The organism is Acinetobacter sp. 1566109, assembly GCF_000582255.1.
Lineage (GTDB): Bacteria > Pseudomonadota > Gammaproteobacteria > Pseudomonadales > Moraxellaceae > Acinetobacter > Acinetobacter nosocomialis.
On record NZ_JEYB01000058.1, the window covers coordinates 1 to 22,164 of the forward strand.

Annotated in this window: 22 protein-coding genes, 1 rRNA gene and 1 pseudogene; 13 read left to right on the plus strand and 11 right to left on the minus strand. The window is 38.1% G+C overall.

Annotated elements, in window-relative coordinates:
- Positions 1 to 185 precede the first annotated feature (185 nt).
- On the minus strand, positions 186 to 878 hold the full coding sequence (locus J582_RS21170; protein WP_031982330.1) for a nitroreductase family protein: 693 nt from the start codon (positions 876 to 878) through the stop codon (positions 186 to 188).
- A gap of 223 nt (positions 879 to 1,101) precedes the next feature.
- Between J582_RS21170 and J582_RS21175 the strand changes: the two genes are divergently transcribed.
- Both J582_RS21175 and J582_RS21180 read left to right on the plus strand, forming a co-directional pair.
- Positions 1,102 to 1,599 carry a YcxB family protein gene (locus J582_RS21175; protein WP_004711841.1) on the plus strand — a complete coding sequence of 166 codons (498 nt, stop codon included), beginning with the start codon at positions 1,102 to 1,104 and terminating at the stop codon, positions 1,597 to 1,599.
- A 39-nt stretch (positions 1,600 to 1,638) separates the two neighbouring features.
- Positions 1,639 to 2,280, plus strand: coding sequence for a fumarylacetoacetate hydrolase family protein (locus J582_RS21180; RefSeq protein WP_031982329.1), 642 nt, complete (start codon positions 1,639 to 1,641; stop codon positions 2,278 to 2,280).
- 75 nt (positions 2,281 to 2,355) lie between these two features.
- On the opposite strand, the gene J582_RS21185 is transcribed toward J582_RS21180, so the two are convergent.
- Positions 2,356 to 3,150: a helix-turn-helix domain-containing protein gene (locus tag J582_RS21185; RefSeq protein WP_031982328.1), complete on the minus strand. Its 795-nt coding sequence runs from the start codon at positions 3,148 to 3,150 to the stop codon at positions 2,356 to 2,358.
- A gap of 105 nt (positions 3,151 to 3,255) precedes the next feature.
- On the opposite strand from J582_RS21185, the gene J582_RS21190 reads away from it, so the two are divergent.
- On the plus strand, positions 3,256 to 4,170 hold the full coding sequence (locus tag J582_RS21190; RefSeq protein WP_006580678.1) for a DMT family transporter: 915 nt from the start codon (positions 3,256 to 3,258) through the stop codon (positions 4,168 to 4,170).
- A 20-nt stretch (positions 4,171 to 4,190) separates the two neighbouring features.
- On the opposite strand, the gene J582_RS21195 is transcribed toward J582_RS21190, so the two are convergent.
- The gene (locus tag J582_RS21195) at positions 4,191 to 5,438 is read right to left on the minus strand and encodes a YihY family inner membrane protein (RefSeq protein ID WP_002050751.1); all 1,248 of its coding nucleotides are present in this window, start codon (positions 5,436 to 5,438) and stop codon (positions 4,191 to 4,193) included.
- 280 nt (positions 5,439 to 5,718) lie between these two features.
- On the opposite strand from J582_RS21195, the gene wrbA reads away from it, so the two are divergent.
- The gene (wrbA, locus tag J582_RS21200; protein ID WP_185126866.1) at positions 5,719 to 6,321 is read left to right on the plus strand and encodes an NAD(P)H:quinone oxidoreductase; all 603 of its coding nucleotides are present in this window, start codon (positions 5,719 to 5,721) and stop codon (positions 6,319 to 6,321) included.
- A 54-nt stretch (positions 6,322 to 6,375) separates the two neighbouring features.
- Here wrbA and J582_RS21205 read toward each other — a convergent pair whose 3' ends face one another.
- The 3 genes from J582_RS21205 to J582_RS21215 form a co-directional block, all read right to left on the minus strand.
- Positions 6,376 to 6,951 carry a xanthine phosphoribosyltransferase gene (locus J582_RS21205; protein WP_002050789.1) on the minus strand — a complete coding sequence of 192 codons (576 nt, stop codon included), beginning with the start codon at positions 6,949 to 6,951 and terminating at the stop codon, positions 6,376 to 6,378.
- Between the two features lie 71 nt (positions 6,952 to 7,022).
- Positions 7,023 to 7,736, minus strand: coding sequence for a DUF3108 domain-containing protein (locus tag J582_RS21210; protein WP_002050776.1), 714 nt, complete (start codon positions 7,734 to 7,736; stop codon positions 7,023 to 7,025).
- 157 nt (positions 7,737 to 7,893) lie between these two features.
- Positions 7,894 to 8,565: a hypothetical protein gene (locus J582_RS21215; protein ID WP_022576134.1), complete on the minus strand. Its 672-nt coding sequence runs from the start codon at positions 8,563 to 8,565 to the stop codon at positions 7,894 to 7,896.
- A gap of 233 nt (positions 8,566 to 8,798) precedes the next feature.
- On the opposite strand from J582_RS21215, the gene J582_RS21220 reads away from it, so the two are divergent.
- Positions 8,799 to 9,683, plus strand: a complete 885-nt coding sequence (locus J582_RS21220; RefSeq protein ID WP_031982326.1) for an energy transducer TonB — start codon at positions 8,799 to 8,801, stop codon at positions 9,681 to 9,683.
- Positions 9,684 to 9,771: 88 nt separating this feature from the next.
- On the opposite strand, the gene ybeY is transcribed toward J582_RS21220, so the two are convergent.
- The 3 genes from ybeY to miaB are packed head-to-tail and all read right to left on the minus strand — an operon-like array spanning position 9,772 to position 12,835.
- Complete coding sequence (gene ybeY, locus J582_RS21225) at positions 9,772 to 10,248, minus strand: rRNA maturation RNase YbeY (protein WP_031982325.1); 477 nt, start codon at positions 10,246 to 10,248, stop codon at positions 9,772 to 9,774.
- 9 nt (positions 10,249 to 10,257) lie between these two features.
- Positions 10,258 to 11,346, minus strand: coding sequence for a PhoH family protein (locus J582_RS21230; protein WP_002050786.1), 1,089 nt, complete (start codon positions 11,344 to 11,346; stop codon positions 10,258 to 10,260).
- Between the two features lie 37 nt (positions 11,347 to 11,383).
- A complete protein-coding gene (gene miaB / locus J582_RS21235; protein ID WP_002050781.1) occupies positions 11,384 to 12,835 on the minus strand; it encodes a tRNA (N6-isopentenyl adenosine(37)-C2)-methylthiotransferase MiaB in 1,452 nt (483 codons plus the stop codon).
- Positions 12,836 to 13,122: 287 nt separating this feature from the next.
- Here miaB and J582_RS21240 point away from each other — a divergent pair, with 287 nt between their 5' ends.
- The 4 genes from J582_RS21240 (at position 13,123) to J582_RS21255 (ending at position 17,393) form a co-directional block, all read left to right on the plus strand.
- A complete protein-coding gene (locus J582_RS21240) occupies positions 13,123 to 15,066 on the plus strand; it encodes a lytic transglycosylase domain-containing protein (protein ID WP_031982322.1) in 1,944 nt (647 codons plus the stop codon).
- 57 nt (positions 15,067 to 15,123) lie between these two features.
- Positions 15,124 to 15,786, plus strand: coding sequence for a hypothetical protein (locus J582_RS21245; protein ID WP_004711857.1), 663 nt, complete (start codon positions 15,124 to 15,126; stop codon positions 15,784 to 15,786).
- A 211-nt stretch (positions 15,787 to 15,997) separates the two neighbouring features.
- Positions 15,998 to 16,984: a malate dehydrogenase gene (locus J582_RS21250; RefSeq protein WP_002050778.1), complete on the plus strand. Its 987-nt coding sequence runs from the start codon at positions 15,998 to 16,000 to the stop codon at positions 16,982 to 16,984.
- Between the two features lie 163 nt (positions 16,985 to 17,147).
- Positions 17,148 to 17,393 (plus strand): DUF2789 family protein, encoded by a 246-nt coding sequence (locus J582_RS21255; protein WP_004711858.1) that lies wholly within the window; start codon positions 17,148 to 17,150, stop codon positions 17,391 to 17,393.
- 50 nt (positions 17,394 to 17,443) lie between these two features.
- On the opposite strand, the gene J582_RS21260 is transcribed toward J582_RS21255, so the two are convergent.
- Positions 17,444 to 17,971 carry a hypothetical protein gene (locus J582_RS21260; protein ID WP_002050748.1) on the minus strand — a complete coding sequence of 176 codons (528 nt, stop codon included), beginning with the start codon at positions 17,969 to 17,971 and terminating at the stop codon, positions 17,444 to 17,446.
- Between the two features lie 68 nt (positions 17,972 to 18,039).
- The gene (locus tag J582_RS21265) at positions 18,040 to 18,645 is read right to left on the minus strand and encodes a 2OG-Fe(II) oxygenase (protein WP_002050740.1); all 606 of its coding nucleotides are present in this window, start codon (positions 18,643 to 18,645) and stop codon (positions 18,040 to 18,042) included.
- Positions 18,646 to 18,762: 117 nt separating this feature from the next.
- On the opposite strand from J582_RS21265, the gene J582_RS21270 reads away from it, so the two are divergent.
- The 4 genes and pseudogenes from J582_RS21270 to J582_RS27125 form a co-directional block, all read left to right on the plus strand.
- Entirely contained in the window at positions 18,763 to 19,620 is an 858-nt protein-coding gene (locus tag J582_RS21270) for a 23S rRNA (adenine(2030)-N(6))-methyltransferase RlmJ (RefSeq protein WP_004711861.1), read from the plus strand.
- Between the two features lie 41 nt (positions 19,621 to 19,661).
- Positions 19,662 to 20,495, plus strand: coding sequence for a CDP-diacylglycerol--serine O-phosphatidyltransferase (gene pssA / locus J582_RS21275; protein WP_002050746.1), 834 nt, complete (start codon positions 19,662 to 19,664; stop codon positions 20,493 to 20,495).
- A gap of 17 nt (positions 20,496 to 20,512) precedes the next feature.
- A pseudogene (locus J582_RS21280) lies at positions 20,513 to 21,599 on the plus strand (DUF6670 family protein).
- Between the two features lie 443 nt (positions 21,600 to 22,042).
- Positions 22,043 to 22,164 (plus strand): 16S ribosomal RNA (locus J582_RS27125); the annotation flags it as partial.

The window sequence follows — 22,164 nt, forward strand, 5'->3', positions numbered from 1 at the left end:
AGCTCAGCTGGATAGAGCACTTGGCTACGAACTAAGGGGTCGGGAGTTCGAATCTCTCTGAGCGCACCACTTGAAGAATTAACCGCTATATAGCGGTTTTTTTGTGCCTATTTTATATGGATTCTAATAAAAAAGCTGGTGCACATGGCGACCAGCTTTAAAAAGTTCTAAATTCAAAAAAACTATTATCCGAATGTTTTAAAACGACTTTCATCATCAATAAAGGTTTTTTCACCAGCTTTAGCTTCAATAGAACCAAAAACTAACTGAGCTCTTAGCTTCCATTCAGATGGAATATTAAATAAAACATTAATTTTTTCATCAATAATTGGGTTGTAGTGTTGCAATGAAGCGCCAATACCTTGTTCGGTTAAAATGTTCCAGACCGCAAATTGTGCGATTGCTGTTGAATGCTCTGACCAGATCGGGAAATTATCAGCATAAGCTGCAAACTGTTCTTGTAAACCTTTAACCACGTTCTGATCTTCATAAAACAAAACTGTGCCTGCACCAGCAGCAAAACTTTGAATTTTTTGTTCTGTTCCAGATACAGCTTCAGCTGGAACAATACTTTTTAAAACTTCAAGAACTGTATTCCAGAATTTATGATGTGATTGTCCAAATAAAATGACAGCGCGAGATGATTGAGAGTTAAAAGCAGAAGGGCTGTGTCTGATTGCTTCTTGAATTAACTTTTCAATTTCATCATTTGATTGATTTAAGTTATTTCCAATTGCATAAATAGAGCGGCGGTTCTTAATGAGTTCTATAAAAGAAGTTTCATTTGAAGATTCTAGCTCTTGAGCGGCTTTTAAAGCCACATCTTCTTGAGCTGTCGTTTTTTGATTTAAGCCAAATAGTTTTGCAAAGAAAGACATGACGTATTCCACTAAAGAGACAATAGAAGTATTTTATAAATTTAAAGATATGGAATAAGCCTTAAAAATATGAATCTACGTTCTATATATGAAACGAGTAAGCAGCTTGTATGAGTGAAGGCTTTATAGTTCGAGCAAAAATAAAAAATCACTTTTGATTCATTTTAAAGCGTAGATGAATATGCTCTAATAGTTTCGATTTATTCAATATTGATACATAGTGATGACCGAGCAAAAAAGCGCTTTATCTTTACGTTATTATTTAAATTTAGAAGAGTCTCAAGATGGGTTTGGCTTGGTGACATTCGGAAAGAAACAATTCACACGTTTTTTAACCCCTGTTATTAGTATTGCAATTGTTATTTGGGGTTTTTATTTAGGCTTATCAGGCGTTGGTCGCTACTATGTTGCTTTGGGTATTTTTTTCCTGATTATGCAAGGTTTAATGCGCTATTGGCTTTTACCTATGATGTTTAAACGTCAATTTGTTCGTTATCAATTTGGTAAGAGCGAGCAGGGGATCGATTTATACCAAGATTACTTTGAGCTTTATGCCGCTGGCCGTAAACAAGTTGTACAGTATGGTGATGTACAGACTTTTGCCAAAGGTAAACTAACTTATATGCTTGAGTTAAAAAATAAAACGGTCATTATTGTACCGAAACGTGCCTTTGCTCAAGCTTCAGATCAAACTATATTTGAAAATACATTCAAGAAGTAAGTTATTGGAATTATTAGCCGCAACAATAAAGGAAGCCTCATGAAAACACGTCCTTCAAAAATCGTTTGTGTGGGCAGAAGTTATGCTGATCATGTAAAAGAGCTGAACAATGCAATGCCGGGACGACCAGTATTGTTTATCAAGCCTCCAAGTAGTTTGATTGGTTTGGATGACGGTATTTCATGGAATCCTGCTTGGGGTAGCTGTCATTTCGAATGTGAGTTTGTTTTACGTATTGATCAGCCACTAAAAGGAGAAACCGATCCGCAAAAAGTACTACAAGCTATTGGTGCAGTGACTTTAGGATTGGATTTAACATTACGTGACTTACAAAATGAATTAAAAGATAAAGGTCAACCTTGGGAAAGAGCAAAAGCATTTGATGGCTCATGCGTACTTGCGGACTGGGTAGATGTAAGTGAAATTAAGAATTGGGAAGAAACTAAATTTACTTTCCATATTAATAATGAACTGCGTCAAGATGGTAATACCGCCTTACTCATGTTTAATATAGCTTATCTATTAACAGATATTAATCAGGTGTTCTCACTTGAACCGGGCGATGTCATTATGACTGGCACGCCAGCGGGTGTAGGACCATTACATGCTGGTGATCAGCTAAAAATGACTTTGAAAGGTGCGACTCAGGATTTTATTTGGGAAACCTTTGTGAAAGCATAATTTGATTTACCTCACTAAGTTTTGAACCCTATTATTGAACCAATAATAGGGTTTTTTATTATACCCAACATTAATTTATTGATAGAGCTTTCGGAACTGGTCTGGTGTAAAACCCATCCAACGTTTAAACATATATATAAATGCTGATGCACTGGCGTAGCCTAAATCAAAAGCAATATTTTCTATGGTTTTACCTTGATTGAGCATAGTCATCGCTTTCATGACTTTTAGTCTTTGTCTCCACTCATGTAAAGACATTCCTAACTCTTTTTGACTGTAACGAGCTAACGTTCTTTCGGTCATATTGTTCCGTTCAGCAATTTCTTGCAAAGTACTATTGTCAGCAGGACATTGATGTAAATCATTTAGTATTTTGGCTAAGGCTGGATGATTTGTTGTAGGTAAATAACTACCGACCAAATCCGCTTTTATGAGTTGATCTAATAAAACTTGGAGTAGCCGTATATATTCGATCCGGGTTTCATCTTGGGGATTTTGCCTCAAGTGATCGAGTAAAGCAGGTACAAGTGGGGATGTTAATAGGATACCGGCTTTCTGCGGTAACTTTTGGCACAGACTTTCATGAACATATAAAGTTGCATGAGTCACTTGGTTGCGGTTAATTCCGCTATGTTTGGTATAAGGCGGTAACCAAATCCCATTAGGAGGCGGAGTTAAATAATTAATTTGATCAATATTAACTTCGAGTACACCACTAAACGCATAAATAAATTCACCCCATGCATGTGCATGTTGAGGGTAAACCGTCTCTGCGGGCGCATTGCGGATACGGAACCAAAGCAAATCAGGGATGGCGTTATGAGCAGGAATTTCCTGAAAATCCTGCACACGTTGAGCTGATTTTTTCATCTTTGAAAATTGCCTGAAATTGCTTATGTGTTGTCTGTTTTTCACTATATCATGTAAATAAGACAGTTCTATAGTCAGATTTTTCGCTATAAAGAAAGGTGCTATATGGAAGAGCGCAAAAATCTAGATGCCAGAGCCTCGGCTTTAATGGTGCTTTTATGTATGGTGTTAGGGCTGCAACAGGTGGTTCTGAAAATAGCAGCACCAGATATTTCACCGATTATGCAAATTGCTTTACGCTCTGGTTTATCTGCAGTTCTAGTTCTACCTTTATTGTGGCGTGATCATTCGATTCATCTGTTTTCTTATCAGCAATGTAAAGCTGGTGCTCTTGTCGCTTTATTTTTTTCATTAGAGTTTTATTTCGTTACCGAAGCTTTAAAGTTTACTTCGACTTCTCATACTGTAGTTTTACTCTATACCGCTCCAATTTTTGTCGCCTTAGGATTACATTGGAAATTTCCTACTGAACGCTTGAACCGAGCGCAATGGGGAGGTATTGCTTTAGCTTTTATGGGAATTATTATTACATTTTACCCTACAACCACAGCTATAAATGCACCAGCTATAGCGCAAGTTTTATTAGGTGATTTATATGCACTTATGGCTGGACTTGCATGGGCACTGAGTACCATTATCGTTCGTTTATCTTCTTTAGCCCAAGCACCAGCAACTCAAACTTTATTTTATCAATTAACGGGTTGTTTTATTTTATTAATCTCAATCGCTTTTTTGACAGGTCAAACAACTATTCATTTAACAGCTTTAACAATTCTAAGCTTAAGCTTTCAAACTTTAATTGTATCTTTTGCAAGTTTACTATTATGGTTTTGGCTACTCAGAAATTATTTAGCTTCACGATTAGGAGTTTTCTCTTTTCTGACGCCACTATTTGGTGTGCTGTTTAGTGTTTTGTTGTTAAATGAAAAATTAGAAATTAAATTTATTTTTGGAAGTATTTTAGTGCTATCTGGAATAGTTGTGATGAGTCTAAAGCAGGGCCAACCAAACAAAGGTTAAGCCCTGTTGTGAGTTAAATATTATTTCTCTTCAAAAATTGTTGAAAGTGGAATTGAGAGTTTCGCAGCTAAATAGTCATTTGATTCTACTAAAGCAGGGCCAATTCTTTCCATCCATTCATCATCATCATGTACATTTAATACATCCGGACGTAAAGGAAGTGGATAAGGCAATGCAGTAAAGAAGCTCCAAAAATCGACTTGAGATAAATTACGCACTAAAACATATTCATCTTTATCTGTACGTTTCACTAAATTTTGCTCTTCGAGTAAAACCACATAAGCGGGCCAACGGCCAATCTCACCACGGCCTAAAATTGCCAATGCTTCTTTATCACTTACACTTTCACCAAGTTTTTGCTTTTTATAAAATAATTCTAAAATATCAAGTAGCATGAGTACGGGATGTCTTTTTTGTTCTTTACCCGAGTGAAAAGCAGTAAGCGCAAAACTCACCTCGACACCGAGCAACACAATATTCCAAGATAAGAAGACCCATAATAGGAAAATAGGTACTGCTGCAAATGCGCCATATATGATTTCATAACTGGTAAAGTTTGACATCACAAAGCTAAATAAATTTTTGAGTATTTCAAACAGTACAGCACTTAAACAGGCGGCAATTGCTGCTGAAAATAGAGGGACTGTGCGGTTGGGAATAGTCCAATATAAAATGAAAAAACCTAGAACAGTAAGAACAAAAGAAATAAGCCAGAGCAAGAATGCACCATCAAGTTGATAGCCCGTGAAGTTATTACTCAATAAGTTCATAGATGCAACAGTTGATGAAATAACAAATGCACTGCCTAAAATAATCGGACCAAGTGAGATAATGGTCCAATAACGCATAAAGCCAACAATGCCGCTACGGGTTTCTTTTACTCGCCATATACGATTAAAAACAGTTTCAATTGTGGTCAGCATTAAAACTGTGGTGACAAATAGAAATAACACGCCAATCACAGTTAAATTGCTAGATTTTTCAGTAAAAGCATTAAGTGCTTTATCAAATGCAATTGTGCTTTTAGGTAAAAAATTACTATAAATTAAGTGCTGTAACTGTTGTCTGGCTGGTTCTAACGCTTTAATTGAAGAAATAATAACCAAAAATACCGTTAGCATCGGCACAACGGCAAAAAGAGTTGTGTAGGTGAGAGAGCCTGCCTGTTCCCGGCAACGATCAGCTTCGAAACGCTTAATTACGAATAAAATAAATTGAAACCAGGTCTTGTTATAAAAAGGAAGTCTCTTCAAAAAACGTTCTAACATGCGTCATCTATCCCGATTTTTTTAATCATGATGTGGGTGATTGATATTCACCGGTGTATTCGGTTGAGAACACTATGGTTGGTGTGAGGAAAACTTTAACCTAAAGAATAAAAAAGTATTCTGAAAGTTCCCTATGTATAATGGTAACAAAAGGTAGTAAAAAGCTTTTACAAATATTTGTTACGGTTGCCTTTAAAAATCAATCACCTTTAAAATTTCATAAAATTGGCTAAGCCAAAAAAATAAAAAATACCGTATAGTGTTCTTTTTAACAAAATTCATGAAACCGATGCAACCTTACATTCTTGTGCTTTATTACAGTAAATATGGTTCTACTAAAGAAATGGCGCATCTTATTGCGAATGGTGTTGAATCTGCAGGTATCAGTGTAAAAATACGAACAGTACCCAATATTGCAACAGTTGTAACTGAGGCTGAACCGAGCATTCCCGAAGAAGGCGATATTTATTGTACTTTAGAGGATTTAGCCAATTGTGCAGGCTTGGCTCTAGGGTCTCCAACCCGCTTTGGTAATATGGCGAGCGAAATGAAGTATTTTTGGGATCAGACCACAAGTCTTTGGTTAAATGGTGCTTTGCATGATAAACCAGCATGCGTTTTTACTTCTTCTGGTTCAATGCATGGTGGACAAGAAAGTACTTTGTTGACGATGTTACCTCCATTATTTCATCACGGCATGATGATTTTAGGTTTGCCAAATTCTATTCCTGCGTTGTCGAATACGAAAACTGGCGGAACTCCTTATGGTGCAAGCCATGTGAGTGGTCCTAGACATGACCAAAGTTTAAGCCAAGATGAAAAGCTTTTATGTGAAGCACAAGGTAGACGTTTAGGTGAAGTGGTAAAAAAGCTTTGCCTATAGTTTTATAAAAATAAAAAAAGAGCGAAAGTCCGCTCTTTTTTTATTGAAACAATTTTATTCTTTAACAAAAGTTACTGTGCCATCAGTAAGTGATTTAACACGTGCTAATGATTCAACGCGGTAACCTTTCTCAAGCAATAAATCACGGCCAGGTTGGAATGATTTCTCAATCACAATACCAACACCTACAACCTCTGCGTTTGCTTGGTGAATTAAGTCAATCAAACCAAGTGCAGCTTGACCATTTGCCAAAAAGTCATCAATTACTAAAGCTTTATCGCTTGAGTTGATGTGTTTATTTGAAATAGCAATAGTACTTTCTGTTTGTTTAGTAAAACTAAACACTTTGGCGCGATATAAATCGTCTTTCAAAGTCAGCGATTGATATTTACGAGCAAAAATCACAGGTACACCAAGTTCTAAACCTGCCATGATTGCTGGCGCAATACCTGAAGCTTCAATGGTAATAATCTTGGTAATCCCTGCATCTTTGAAGCGAGCGGCAAATTCTTTACCAATCTGCTGCATGAGGACAGGGTCAATTTGGTGATTTAAGAAAGCGTCGACTTTCAACACTTGATCAGATAGAACGATACCTTCTGTTAAGATTTTCTGTTCTAGTGCGTGCACGGGAGAATCCTCTAGACGGATGCTTTTAAAGCAAATGCGTATTTTAAAAAGCATCCGAAAAAATGCAAGCTTTAATTCGTTTTACCGCTATAACTTGTTAATAACAAACCATAAGATGTTTTGCCATCAATATGACTTACCTTAACCGGTAAGTAGTCTAATTTAGGCGCTAGCCAAAAAATCGTACTACGATCTGGTCGGCCATGTTCTAAGACAACTTTTACAGTATCAAAAGTGCCATAAGAAGTTTTAATTTTTTCGCTGCCTTGTTTTACAAAACGGCGGTTTTCAACTTCTTTTGCATCGGCAAGAGGATACGAAGACTTAAGTGAACCATTTTTTAAATCTTCACGCACTTGCAATTCAGCATTTAGCTCGTCAAGTACGCCAGGCTGCCAAGCAAATGTTCGTGCTTTATCATCTTTCTTGGTGCTAATTGTCTTATTGCCAGGGTTAAAATTAATATTCATAGTATTGTTATGAATTAAAATTTTACTGGTACGGCTAAAGCTTTGTGATCCGATTTTGCCATTTGCAAAACTAAATTTACTTGTTTCGCTCGCAGAAGCAATTCCGCCTGCTTTTGCAGTGAATAGATAAGTCCAGTTATTGCCTTGTTGACTAAGTGCGCGTGTTGCTGAACCCATGCCTTTATTATTATAGGTAAACTGATAATTTGCCTGAAATGGGCTCATGGCAAGTGCATGGCTAGAGAAACTTGCAATAAGCAAAGTTGTCGAAATACCAGTTGCGATGCTGAATGATTTCAGAAATTTTGTTGCCATAAGTAAATATCCTTGTACAGACTGAAAGGTCAGTGCTGATGCATCTATGACTTTTGCATATTATGCCTGTTGATCATGGAGAAAAAATCAGGATTTATGCTAAATATGTAATCTCTTTGTGTTTTTTAACAATGAATTTCTTTAGCTCATACAGTTGTTATGCATCTTTTTGCTGTATTGGCGTAATTTCAGTGTCTTCAAGATCATCTTCAAAATCATCTTCTTGGTCTCGGAAAAGTAACGCGGCAAGATTGACGTTACCAAAGACGACTAATTCTGCTTCACGTACTCGAGCATAGTTGATATGTACCTTTCCTAAAGTTTCAATAATGCTGGCTTTTTTACCGAACCAACGATTTAGGTCTAGAAAGATAAGGTCATCTTTTTCTTGGGCTACGTTAAAACGCTCTAAAATCATGCCCAATGGATCTTTTTTTAGAATTTTGTGATAGTAAAAAATAGCAGCTTTTACAGCAATCTTTTGCCAGAAATTTTTATATTTAGCTTCTACAATTTGTGTATTACTAATTTGTTCAAATACAATAAGTTGCTGTTCTTTGTTGAATTCCATCTGTATCAATTTTAAGTCGACAGATAAAGTTGTCTCTAAACCTTTAACATGCATTGTGGCATATAGCCTTAACCAGTCATGATAAAGGTCTGCATGTAGATCATCTAAAAACTCGACATTATTAGTCACGTAACGTTCTAAGGTCGCATTTAGAAAAGTTTGCGACAATGTAAAATCTCTTTCTTCCTCAATGAAGGCTTCAGCTTTTCGGTAGACTTTATGAAGACGTTTGACTAATGAGGAAAATAGCGTTTGCATAAAAGAACTTCCAGAAGATGAATTATTAAAGAAACAACACACTCTTTATTATGTTAAAAACAGGTTTTGATATTGCAGTGTAACAAATTTAATTGATACATTTTCACAAAATGAAAATGGATAAAAACCTATATTTGAAGTGAATCACACTTTTATCCATATTTGAATATCAGTTTGTATTTTGTTCGGTTATTAATACTCTGGGGAAAAGGCATTTATATGCTTTTAAGATTATGTTGAAAAAAAGAAGTCTTTCTATAGAGCCTTTTCATTATTGGTGGCAAGACCGAGTCTTTATTGTCGCGATAATACTCGCAATCTTATTGCATACTTTTGTGCTGCTCATCCATTTTGCGATGCCTGCACCATCAGAACAATCGACTAAAGAAATTGCGATATCGGTTCGTCCTACAGGAGAGATCGTTAAGCATGCAGACTTTTTAGCTCAAGCAGACCAGCAGGGTTCGGGAACTTTTCGAGCGGCTCATCGAATGTCCAGTAATTCTCCGACGCCTATGCCGACTGATGCTTCAACTGGCGAAGCTCAGTTAGACACTTTGGAAAAAGTGCGGCAACAAAGAGAACTTAAATTTGAAGAAAAAGTATTAATGACTGTGTTGAGTTGGCAGAAACAAGCAGAGGAGAGCCAAAGGAAAAAAGCACTTGAACAGTTACAGAGCCAATTTCAAGCAAAAGCCGCAATGGTCGCGAGCCTTGAAGCTCAATATTTGCAACGTCAGCAAGATTTCAGCCGCCAACAAAAAATAAAAACAGTAGATGGTATTCAAGCCAAGAAAGATGCCTCAGCAGCTTATCTAGATAAATTCCGTGAAAAAGTAGAGCTTTACGGTAACCGCTATTATCCAGAAGAAGCCAAGCAGCAACAGCTAAAAGGTGAAGTCCGCCTTATGGTAATTTTAAATGCTCAAGGGGGAATTCGTGCAATTCGTTTACTTGAAAGTTCAGGACATCCAGTTTTAGATGAGGCAGCAAAGGCATCAGTACGTCGTGGAGCACCGTTTGGTCGTTTTGATACAAATATGAAGGATATTTCCGAGCTACGTATTGTACGTACTTGGCGTTTTGATCCAGCTGAAGCCGAGTTTGAAGTTCATTAATGAAAAAATGTGGATAACTTTTAGGATATCCACATTTTAAAATGAATTAAGAAGCTATTTGCGTTCTTAATAGTTTGAGAGAAATTGGTTATTCCTGATAAGGATTAGCAATATTGAGTTTAGCTAAAATTTCGATCTCTAAACCTTCCATTTCTTCTGCATCTTCATCACTTATTTCATGGTCATAGCCGAGTAAGTGCAGAACACCATGTACTAAAAGATGTGCAAAATGATTTTGGGCAGTTTTCTTTTGTTCCAGAGCTTCTTGTAGTACCAGTGGAATACAAATCACCAAATCACCTAGTGGTAATGCATCAAGCATTGGTAGGACTTCTTCGGGAATGTCGCTTGGAAACGAGAGAACATTGGTGGGTTTATCTTTCTCACGATATTGCAAGTTAAGTTGATGGCTTTCTTCCAGATCAACACAGGCAACACCAATTTCACAGTCTTCTTTGTAGCCAACGTGGCGTAAAGTTGTCTCAATAATTTTTTTGAGTTGAGCTCGTTTGAGCTCTAACTCAGGGGATTGAAAGTCTTGTTGTAAACTTAAACTGATTTTCAAAGTGAATCCTTAGGCATCCTGATGTTGCAGGTCTGCTGCTGTATCGTTTTCAGCGACTAATGCTTCTTGGCGTGCTTTACGTTCAGCGCGTGCTTCAGCATTAAGACGCTGTTGTTCACCATCCCAACCTTCATACGCTTCAACAATTTTTTGAACAAGTTGATGACGTACAACGTCGCGAGAATGGAAACGGGTAATATGAATTTCTTTAATATTCTCAAGTACACGAAGGGCGTGTGCCAAACCGGATTGTTGGCCTCGAGGTAAATCTACTTGGGTAATGTCACCTGTAATCACTGCACGAGAGCCAAAACCTAAACGGGTCAAGAACATTTTCATTTGTTCAGGCGTAGTGTTTTGCGCTTCATCCAAAATTACAAATGAATGGTTAAGTGTACGGCCACGCATATAAGCAAGAGGCGCCACTTCAATCACTTGACGCTCGATTAACTTGGCAACTTTTTCAAAGCCAAGCATTTCGTAAAGGGCATCGTAAAGAGGACGTAGGTATGGATCAATTTTCTGGGTGAGATCACCCGGTAAGAAACCGAGCTTTTCTCCTGCTTCTACCGCAGGGCGAACAAGTAAAATCCGCTGGATTTCATTACGCTCTAACATGTCGACTGCGGCGGCAACTGCTAAATAAGTCTTACCTGTACCAGCAGGGCCTACACCAAAAGAAATATCGCTTTGTAAAATACGTTGTACATAGCGTTTTTGATTGGCACCACGTGGATTAATGCGACCTTTTCGAGTCTGGAAATAGACATCCATTGGCGCATCATGCTCTTCCATCTCTTCACCAACTAACTCGAAATTACGTTCAGTTTGTGAAGATTGAATCAAGAGATGTAATAGATCAGCACTGATTTGCTGAGACTCTTCAGTTTCTTCGTAGAGTCGTTGCAATAATGCTTCGGCTCTCCCAACAGCATCTATCTCACCATCTATGTGAAAAACATCTCCACGATGAGTAATTTTGACATCTAAACGCTGTTCGATTTGCTTAAGGTGCCCATTATAGGCACCCAAGATGCTCTTTAAACGTTCCATTGAAATTTCAGGAAATGTTACGGTACGTCGAATCGCTGCAGTCAAGAGAAAACCTTTCAGTAGACTTTAGAATACCTCTACATTACGCCACGTCAGGCTCAAGATTCAAGAGTTCACCGTAAACTAAATTTAAAGTTTTAATTTCAGTAATCTCGATCTCGGCAAAACGGCCAACCCAAGAAGCATCACCTACAAAAGTTACTAAGCGAGTATTGTCTGCTGTACCTACTAAAATATTAGGGTCTTGATCAGACACTTTCTCGATAAGTACACGTTCAATTTTGCCAAGCATTGCATCAGTTTTCTCAATACTTGATTGCTTAATGACTTGTTGAACTTGTGCTAAACGTTCTTTTTTAACATGTTCAGGAGTTGTATCTGGTAAGTCAGATGCTGGTGTACCCGGGCGTTTTGAGTAAACAAAGCTATATGAGTGATCGAAGTCTAAATCTTTGATAAATTGCAATGTTTCTGCAAAGTTTTCGTCAGTTTCGCCTGGGAAACCAATAATAAAATCGCTCGATAAATGCATATCCGGACGTATTTTACGTAACTTAGCAATCTTGTCGATGTATACATCAATAGTGTGATTTCGCTTCATTGCTTTAAGTACATCATTTGATCCACTTTGTACAGGCAAATGTAAGTGTGAAACCATTTGAGGTAAATCTTCATAACACTGAATAAGTTCATCGGAGAACTCAAGTGGATGTGAAGTTGTATAACGTAAACGGCCAATTCCAGGAATTTCTGCAACGAGTCGTAACAATTCAGGGAAGGTACAAATACCACCTTCGAATGTTTCACCACGATATCCGTTTACATTTTGACCAAGTAAGCTAATTTCACGAACGCCTTTTTCAGCAAGACCCGCGATTTCTGCAAGCACATCATCAAGTGGACGAGAAACCTCTTCGCCACGAGTATATGGAACCACACAGAAAGAGCAGTATTTAGAGCAACCTTCCATAATAGAAACGAATGCTTTGAAACCTTCTACGCGCGGTTCAGGTAAGAAGTCGAACTTTTCAATATCCGGGAATGAAATATCAACGAGCTTAATTTTTTCTTTTTTCGGCTTTTCCACTTGTGCATGATGTTGGTCAAGCATTTGTGGTAAACGGTGTAAAGTTTGTGGGCCAAAAATCATGTCGACATATGGCGCACGTTTTTGAATGTTGTCACCTTCTTGAGATGCAACACAACCACCTACACCAATCACAAGATCAGGATTTTGTTCTTTTAGTTTGCGCCAGCGGCCTAATTCACTAAATACTTTCTCTTGTGCTTTTTCACGGATAGAACATGTATTCATGAGCAGAATATCTGCTTCATTAGGGTTAGTTGTTAAAACATAACCGTGAGAATCCCCTAAAAGGTCTGCCATACGGTGACTGTCATACTCATTCATCTGACACCCTTGAGTTTCAATATATAATTTCTTTATTGAAACATCAGTGGTGTGCGTTGGCTGGGTAACAGTGTTTTCTGAGGCAGCTTTGGCACCATTGGGAATGAAGGTTTGAACCGTCATGTAGGCTCCTAACAGATCGATCTAGATAAATAATAAAATGACCCAAAACGGGTCAAACCGATCATTATAGCAGTATTTGAGCCAGACAGATAACAATAAACTGCCATAAGCTGCACATGATTTATGAAGACAAATGACATAAATTTTAATGATGTCGAATCAGATAGTTACATAACACAACAAAAGAATGTACGAAGAATAATTAAACTATGCCTAAAGGTGGATAGTCAGGGTTTAGCACATTTATGAGACCAGGTAAAAAGAGCTCATCAAACAAGAGTCGTGTGATGAAAAATAAATATGCACATCGTAGCTGGTTAGGAGCTGTGTGTTTACTTGGTTGTTCATTGTCTTATGCCGCAGAAGAACAATTTAACGATGCATTAAATGCCGCCAATAGTGGTAATACTGCTTTATTAGATCAATATCAGGCTGCAATGCAAAATGATGTGCTGGGCTATTATCCTGAATACTGGAAGTTAAACAGTAATTTAGGATTTCAATCTCCAACTTCAATTGTAAGTTTTGCGCAGCGCTATCCACAATCTGCTATGGCAGAGAAGCTTGCAGCGGATTATGTTGAAGAAAAAGTTAAACAAGCTGATTTTGTATCTGCACAGCCATTGTTACCTTATGTCTCTAACCCTGACCCAGCCGAAAATTGTGCTTTGGCACAGGTACGAGCTAAAAGTGGTGATGCATTGGTATTTGCAGAATATAAAGATGTTTGGTTAGCCACTGAGTCACAACCAGACTCTTGTGTTGGGCTAGGCCGTATGATGCTTACCAGTCCATTAATGAGTACCCAAGATAAGCAACAGCGTCTGTGGGTACAGCTACGTTCAGGCTTATCAGGACAAGCTCTTGCAACTGCTCAAAGTCTTGGAATGAATCTTTCTTTGGCTCAGCTCAACCAGATTCAGGCGAATCCTCTTAATTATTTATGGACCGCTCCAAAGACCAACGATGTAGATTATGCCTATTTGATTTTCGCATTAGGTCGTTTAGCGAATAATGATTTAGGTAATGCTTTTGCAAATGTACAGCGTGTAGCGCAAGGTACTCCAGAGAGCGTGCAAAAGTATCTTTATCGAACCGTGGCTTATATCGGTGGCACTACGGTGATGAAAAATAACTTTAACCGTGAAGTACTTCAATATTTTGATGCTAGCTATGGTTATCCGCTAAGTCCTGAAGAAGCTGAAATTTATGCACGACAAGCTATTCGCTTTAGCGCATGGGAAAGCTTAATTCGTGCGATTGATAGCATGTCAGTTTCCCAGAAACAAGAAGATCGCTGGCAATATTGGTTAGCCCGTGCGACAGAACAACGTGGCGATAGTAACTCTAAAAACACGGCACAGCGTATTTATAAAAAATTAGCTGAAAGTGGGGATGATTATCACAATCTTCTTGCAAAAGACCGCCTAGGTGTACGTTATAACCATCAGCCATATAACGACGAGCCGACTGCAAGCGATTTACGCCGTCTAGATCAAAATATTCACTTTAATCGTGCATTTACTTTAAGACGTATTAACGCAAATCCAACGTATACCAACCGTGAATGGAACTGGGCAGTCCGTCAAGCATATCTTCAGCATGACGATGGATTATTATTGGCTGCGGCAAAACGTGCTCACGATATGGGATGGTATGATCGTGCAATTTACGCAGCAGATCGTACAACGAATAAACATAATGATATGTATCGTTATGTGACTCCGCATAAGACTAATGTCGTAAGTCATAGTTACAATGCTGGAATTGATCCTGCGTGGGCTTATGGTTTAATGCGTCAAGAAAGTCGGTTTGTTACCTCGGCACGTTCTCATGTAGGAGCTGGTGGCCTTATGCAAATTATGCCTGATACAGCAAAGTTGATTGCTCGTCAGATGGGGGAGACATATAATCCGGCGGCGTTAAGTGAAATGAATACCAATATTCGTTATGGAACATTTTATTTATCAATGATTCAAGGGCAGTTAAGCAATAACCCTGTTTTAGCGACAGCAGGCTATAATGCTGGCCCAAATCGTGCAAGACGTTGGCAACCCGATTACCAACCGATTGAAGCTGATCAATATACAGAAACCATTCCATTGCTTGAGACTAGAGATTATGTCAAGCATGTCATGACAAATGCGACCCATTATGGAGTGGTGTTGGGGCAAGGCGCTCAGTCGCTAATACAGCGTATGAAAGTCATTCCAATGCGATCATCACCTTAATTTTAGATGATGAATGATGGAACATTCTTTTAATTGGCATAACCAAGTTTTAATTAAATGAAATATAGATATCTAGGACTTCATCCAATATCGCAACTTGCATGGTGGCTCATCTGTGCAAGCATTGGATTGATGAGTTCTGTTTTACATGCGGAACCTGTAAACGTGCAAGGTTATGTCATGCATGTTCAGATGACGCCTGCTGTCTGTTCGTTAGATCCTTCTAAACAGAAGCAGCGTAAATGTCTTGAAGGGTACTCACTCACAATTACGGGTTTAATGCCTGAAACAACTAGAACGGACTGTTCAACTGAAAGTTCTGCCACCCTTTCGCCCTTGCAAGCTAAAGTTGTTGCTCGAGTGATGCCAGACAACAACGCTCGTGTGCAACTTTGGAAGAGTGTTGGTGGCTGTGTACCTATGAACGCCAGTCAGTATTTCCGTACAATTATTAACTTCGCTGAACGATTAAAAATACCTGCCAATTTAACTAGTTCTAGTAATGTAGAAATGCAACAATCTACATTACGTCAACAATTTACAAAGCTTAACCCGAGTTTGCCACAAAATGGCATTCGTTTTTCGTGCCAACTTTCACGTTCCGATGTTGTACTTACTGAAGTTAAAGTTTGCTACACAGTAAATGGCCAATATAAGCAATGTTCAAATCATGTAGTCTCTAATTGCCCAAGTGAAATTACAATTAAAGGTAGCTATTAAGAGTAGCTACCATTTCACAGAAAAATGCTCACCATACATTGAATCTATTTGTAAAGGTTAATTTGTATTTTCTATCAGACTTTTGGTGAAAATGAGTCGCTTTTACATGCATCTGCAACTTCTTTAGAGTACAATCTTTGCCGTTTATGATGATTTGGTTAAGTAGAATCGCTATTTAGCCCGATTAAGGACACTCATTGGAGACAATTACATGAAGCAACCCGTTCGTGTTGCCGTGACTGGCGCTGCAGGTCAAATTGGTTACAGCTTATTATTCCGTATCGCAAGCGGTGAAATGTTAGGTAAAGATCAACCTGTTATTTTACAATTGCTTGAAGTTCCAGTTGAAAAAGCACAACAAGCGCTTAAAGGCGTAATGATGGAACTTGATGACTGTGCTTTCCCTTTATTGGCTGGCATGATCGGGACTGATGATCCTAAAGTTGCATTTAAAGATGCTGACTATGCATTATTAGTTGGTTCTCGCCCACGTGGTCCTGGTATGGAACGTGCTGACTTGTTAAAAGTTAACGGTGAAATCTTCATTGGCCAAGGTCAAGCATTAAACGAAGTTGCTAGCCGTGACGTTAAAGTATTAGTTGTAGGTAACCCTGCAAATACAAACGCTTACATCGCAATGAAATCTGCTCCAGATCTTCCAGCGAAAAACTTCACAGCAATGTTACGTCTTGACCACAACCGTGCATTGACTCAAGTTGCTCAAAAAGCTGGTGTTGCAGTTGCTGACATCGAAAAATTAACAGTTTGGGGTAACCACTCTCCAACAATGTATGCTGACTACCGTTTTGCTACTGCAAATGGTGAAAGCTTAAAAGACAAGATCAACGATCCAGCTTGGAACAAAGACGTATTCCTTCCAACTGTTGGTAAACGTGGTGCTGCGATTATCGAAGCGCGTGGTTTGTCTTCTGCTGCTTCTGCTGCTAACGCTGCAATCGACCATATGCGCGATTGGGCACTTGGTACAAACGGCAAGTGGGTAACTATGGGTATTCCATCTGATGGTTCTTATGGTATTCCTGAAGGCGTTATGTTCGGTTTCCCTGTAACAACTGAAAACGGTGAATACAAAATCGTTCAAGGTTTAGAAATCGATGAATTCAGCCGTGAGCGTATCAACTTCACTCTAAACGAGCTTGAAGAAGAACGTGCAGCAATTGCTGACATGCTAAAATAATTCATTAGTTAAATGAATTGGAAAAGCACTCTCTTGTAGGGTGCTTTTTTATATTTGAAATTTAATAAGAACACACAAAAAACAACAAGAAAATATAGACCTAGATATACAACTAACATCTATTGTTGCTAGATTATTGAAAAGAAGCCATGGGAGAATAACAATGTTTGAACAGCAACCGACATTACAACTTTTATTCGAGCAATTGGGTTTAGATGCTGATGACGCGAGTATTGAAAATTTTATAAAAACGCATCAGTTACCCGCTGAGCAGAAGTTACATGAAGCATCTTTTTGGTCCCAAGGTCAAAGTGATTTCCTAAAAAGCCATTGGGAAAAAGATGATGAGTGGATTGTCGTCATTGATGAACTTAATGAGCAGCTACACGAAGATAGTGTAAAAAAATAACCAAATAAAAAGGCCTGTTTATAAATAACAGGCCTTTTAAAATTCACACTTTAGTGAGTTTTGAATTTTAATAATTCTTTATACCATGGCTCATGGCGTATTGGATGAAATACCGGATGTTCATGAACCAACTCAAGATCACATTGAGCAGTTGATAAATATTTTGTAAGCCAATGTCGGGTAAGAGCTGGTTTTTCCTGCGCTGCCGAAGCATAAGCCAAGAAAAAGTATATATCACTATGGTGATGGTGAGCTAAGGGCTTTAAAATTTGCTGTGCAATGAGCGCAAAGCGTTTTTCTTTATTTAGCTCAAAATAAATCATATACGCTTTAGCTAAATGAAGAGATAAATTCAAATACAAACGCATCGGCATTTCATCGTATTCCATACGAGCTTGCTCAAGCAAAACAATAGCTTCTTGCAAAAAATGAATTTGCTCTTGACGAACACGGCTTAATACAACGAGCTGCATACGTAAATCTGCACGTTCCAAAGCAAGTTCGGGCGTATTCTCAGTTAAATAGAGTTGGTCTGTTTCACCAATTCTGCTCACAATCATTTTTGTTTCAATAGACATACGCCTTCGCCCTTTTTAATCAATAGCTCTTATATCGGGTTTATTTAAGAAATTTAAAGAGCACTTATCTAACCCCAAATCGAGTTTCCACTACGAAGCCAAGCTGTAATTGATAAACGCTGCTGTTTAGAAACTAAAACTTCATGAAGCAAATTACTTTGGAAAATAACTAGGCGATTAGGTTCTGGCGTAATAATGTGCCAAATATCATTTTTGTCCTGCAAGCGTAATTGTCCTCCCCAATCATCCTGCCATTCAGGATGTAAATAATAAACAGTAGAAATAATACGATCATTTTTTTGTTGAGGATTATCTCGATGTAATGCATAAAATTCACCTGCGTTATAACAGGCAAAATGCGCTTCAACCTCTTTAATTCCTAAAAAGAAAGCTTGATTTAGATGTTGGCAAAATGAAGTTAGGGTTTCGACATGTTGTTCGGCAATAGGAAGTGACTCATTAATCCATAAAATATGATCGCTTCGAATAGTACTCACTACACCATTTTGAATCCCTGCTTCACGGAACTCATCAAAGTGATGACTACACTCTGTGGCAACTTGAGCAAGATACTCAGTAGAATAAGCATGGTTTACAATTGCAAAACCATGTGCATTTAAGTCATCTAAAATCTGGTTCAGATTCCAACTGTCAGGAAGTGGTCGAGAGCGCATATAACCTCATATCGATCGTAAGAAAATCAAGCAGCCTTATTTTAGATGATCACAACCTTACGAAAGAATATTTTTTTCATGTTAAACTATTCGTTGAATTGAGGAATTAAAGTCAACATGAATTACCGTCACCATTTCCATGCGGGCAACTTTGCAGATGTTATGAAGCATGTGCTTTTGCTACAGCTTCTCAACCGTTTAAATGCTAAAGATAAACCTTATCGTTATATCGATACGCATGGAGGGGCAGGAAAATATGATCTATCTCAAGCACCTGCACAAAAGTCAGGAGAATTCCTAACGGGTATTCATCGTCTTGTACAGCTTTCTGAAATGGAAAAGCGTCAAGCTCCTGAAGCAATCCAGCAATACTTAAAACTTGTAGAAGAATTACGTACTGAAGAAGGTAAAGGTAGCTATCCGGGTTCTCCTTGGTTTGCTTTGCAAGGTATGCGTGAAATCGACAAAGCGACTATATTTGAAATGCAGCGCGATGTTTTTCAGCAATTACGTCATAACATTCGCGATAAACGTGCAGGTTTACATGAGCGTGATGCATATGAAGGTCTGCTCGGTGTAATTCCACCGAAAGAAAAGCGCGGTCTGGTTATGATTGACCCGCCTTACGAATTAGAACGTAAAGACTTTCCACAATTGGTTGAGCTCTTACAAAGCGCTTATAAGAAATGGCCAACAGGTGTCTTTGCAGTTTGGTATCCAATCAAAGACCGCGCAATGATTGAACGTTTTGAAAAGAAAATGTTCAAAACTGGAATTCGCCGTCAATTAATTTGTGAAATTTGTGTATGGCCAGATGACACACCTGTAGGTCTGAATGGTTGTGGTTTATTGGTAATTAACCCACCTTGGCAGTTTTCTGAGCAAGCAGACCAAGCCCTACAATGGTTATTTCCTCACTTACGTATGCAAGAAACAGGTGGTCACGCTGCTGTTCGCTGGTTAGTGGGTGAGTAATAATTAATCTAAATCAATGCACATGTTTGGAATAGAAAATAATGACAAATGCGCCTAAACCAGAGCAAGATTTAACTCATAATGAACATTCTTTTGATGGGATTACGTTCGAAGTGGTTGAAGAAGAAGATAATCCGGAAGGACAAAAAGTGAAGCGCCGAGGTATTTATCTTTGGCCTAACTTAATCACGACAGCCGCTTTGTTGTCTGGTTTCTATTCCATTATTGCAAGTATGAATGGCGAATTTACACAAGCGATCTATGCTATTTTTCTTGCTGCTTTGTTCGATGGATTAGATGGTCGTGTTGCCCGAGCTATTGGTGCTCAAAGTGCTTTTGGTGAGCAATATGATTCTTTATCTGATTTGTTAGCATTTGGTGTGGCGCCAGCAATGCTAATGTATAGCTGGAGTCTCCATGATTTAGGTCGCATCGGCTTAGCATGCTGTTTTGTTTATACGGCTTGTGCAGCATTCCGTTTGGCGCGTTTTAATGTTCAAATTGGAGTAGTTGATAAACGCTATTTTATTGGTATTGCAAGTCCATTAGCTGCAATTATCATTATTTCGCTTGTATGGGTGGCTCGTGATTATCCGTTTATTTTCGATTTACGTGATATTGCGATTCAGGTCATTAATGCGGTAATCATGGTTGTTGTTGGTTTACTTATGATTTCCAATATTAAATATTATTCATTTAAGCAAATGGACCGCAAACGTGTTCCTTTTGTAGTTATGTTGCCGGTAGTACTGATTTTTGCAGCAATCACTTATAATATCCCAATGGGTATTCTGATTGTTTCAATCATCTATGCTCTATCAGGTTTTGTTACCACACTTTTAGCTAAAAAAAATAACGAGACTATCAAAACATAAATTAGATGAGGTTCAGTATGCCTAAGTTGATGAGTCCAATAAATCAATTACAGCAACTGAGCCTCAACTCAAATGAGGGTGTTGTTTATCAACCCGCTAGAGGCTTCTTTAAAGTTGTCTATCAAGGCTTAATCCTTCCAAATTTACCGGCCCCACTTCGTTATTTTAATTATATTAGTCTAATCGGGCAGCCTAGAATTCCACTTTGCTATAACGCAAACAGTATTGTGACTTCAGCAATTGATACAGCAACAGTACTGGTGAGTAACAGCCTACACAGTGTAAGTCACTTAAAAACCTATTCTATCCGAAGACAATGTCAACTTACTCCTAATAGTTACCAATTTGATAAAACAGATCTTATTGAATGGCAAATTCCAAGAGTTCAGCTTAGACGAACAGATTCTGAAATGAGTTGTGACTTAGTTGTCCAAACACCTTCTGATATTTCCAATTCTTCAGCACTACAGTGGGGAATATCTGACTACTGGTCTGTTTTGTGTCATTGTGAAGGAGAGATTTTATATAAAGGGCAGAAATATGAAGTCAATGGATTAGGACGTTTTAAACATGCTCGGGCCTTGCATTTACCTTTCTTATCTTTATGTTTTTATACCTGCCAGATTATTAATTTAAATGAAACAACACAAATCACACTTTCTCAAATAAGAAATCAATGGAATATTATTCTGTTTTCACGTTTAGATATTCAAGAGCTAGGAAAGCCTGCTGTCACATTTACGGAAGATGTTAATTTCCATATCCATCGGGTTTATCCAAAGGTTGAAACACCACATGGACGTGAAATGTATTTACCTCGAGAGTTTTCTTGGCAATGTAAAAAAAATGGAAAAGTAATTTTCGAACTCTATGCAGAAAGTCGTGGTGATTACAAATTTGGATTCGCTGCTGGATATATTGGAAGTTTCCGTTACCAGCTAAGTTGGAATGATCAATGCCTTCAAGGAGAAGGTGGATATTGTGAATATATCGATTGCCGTCCATTAAGATGGCAAGAGAAGAATCAAGATGAGAAAATCCTAGATAAATTGATGCTTTTACAACCGTGTTTATATAAAAAATGAATATTTTTATCATTTTTGATCAAAAAGCGAACTATCGTTGCGCTAATATTAAAAAAGGTATTGCAAAGGTAAGTTAATGGTCTATAATGCACATCCATCGGCGGTGATGCAGATAGAAACTTGTTGAAAAACAGTTACTTGAGATTAAGTTGGTTGCTTTAAGTGATGAATTTGATGTTAAGTTGGTTTGAAAGATAAGTTTTAAAAATATCGAAATTACCTGTTGACTTTTAAGAGATTAAGAGTAATATAGCCGACCTAGCTTGCTGGTGACGAACCAGGAAGAAGATCATTAAGAGAATTGAAGAACAACTTGTGTGGATTTTTACTGATTGATTAATCGAAATAATTTTCATTGATTGATTGGTTTAAATTACTCGAAGTTTATTTGAGCGAAATTTAAGTCAGTAATTGATGAGCCAGAATTGGCACCTTGTCTATAAATAAGGTGCAAAATGATTTTAACTGAAGAGTTTGATCATGGCTCAGATTGAACGCTGGCGGCAGGCTTAACACATGCAAGTCGAGCGGGGAAAGGTAGCTTGCTACTGGACCTAGCGGCGGACGGGTAATTTCGATATTTT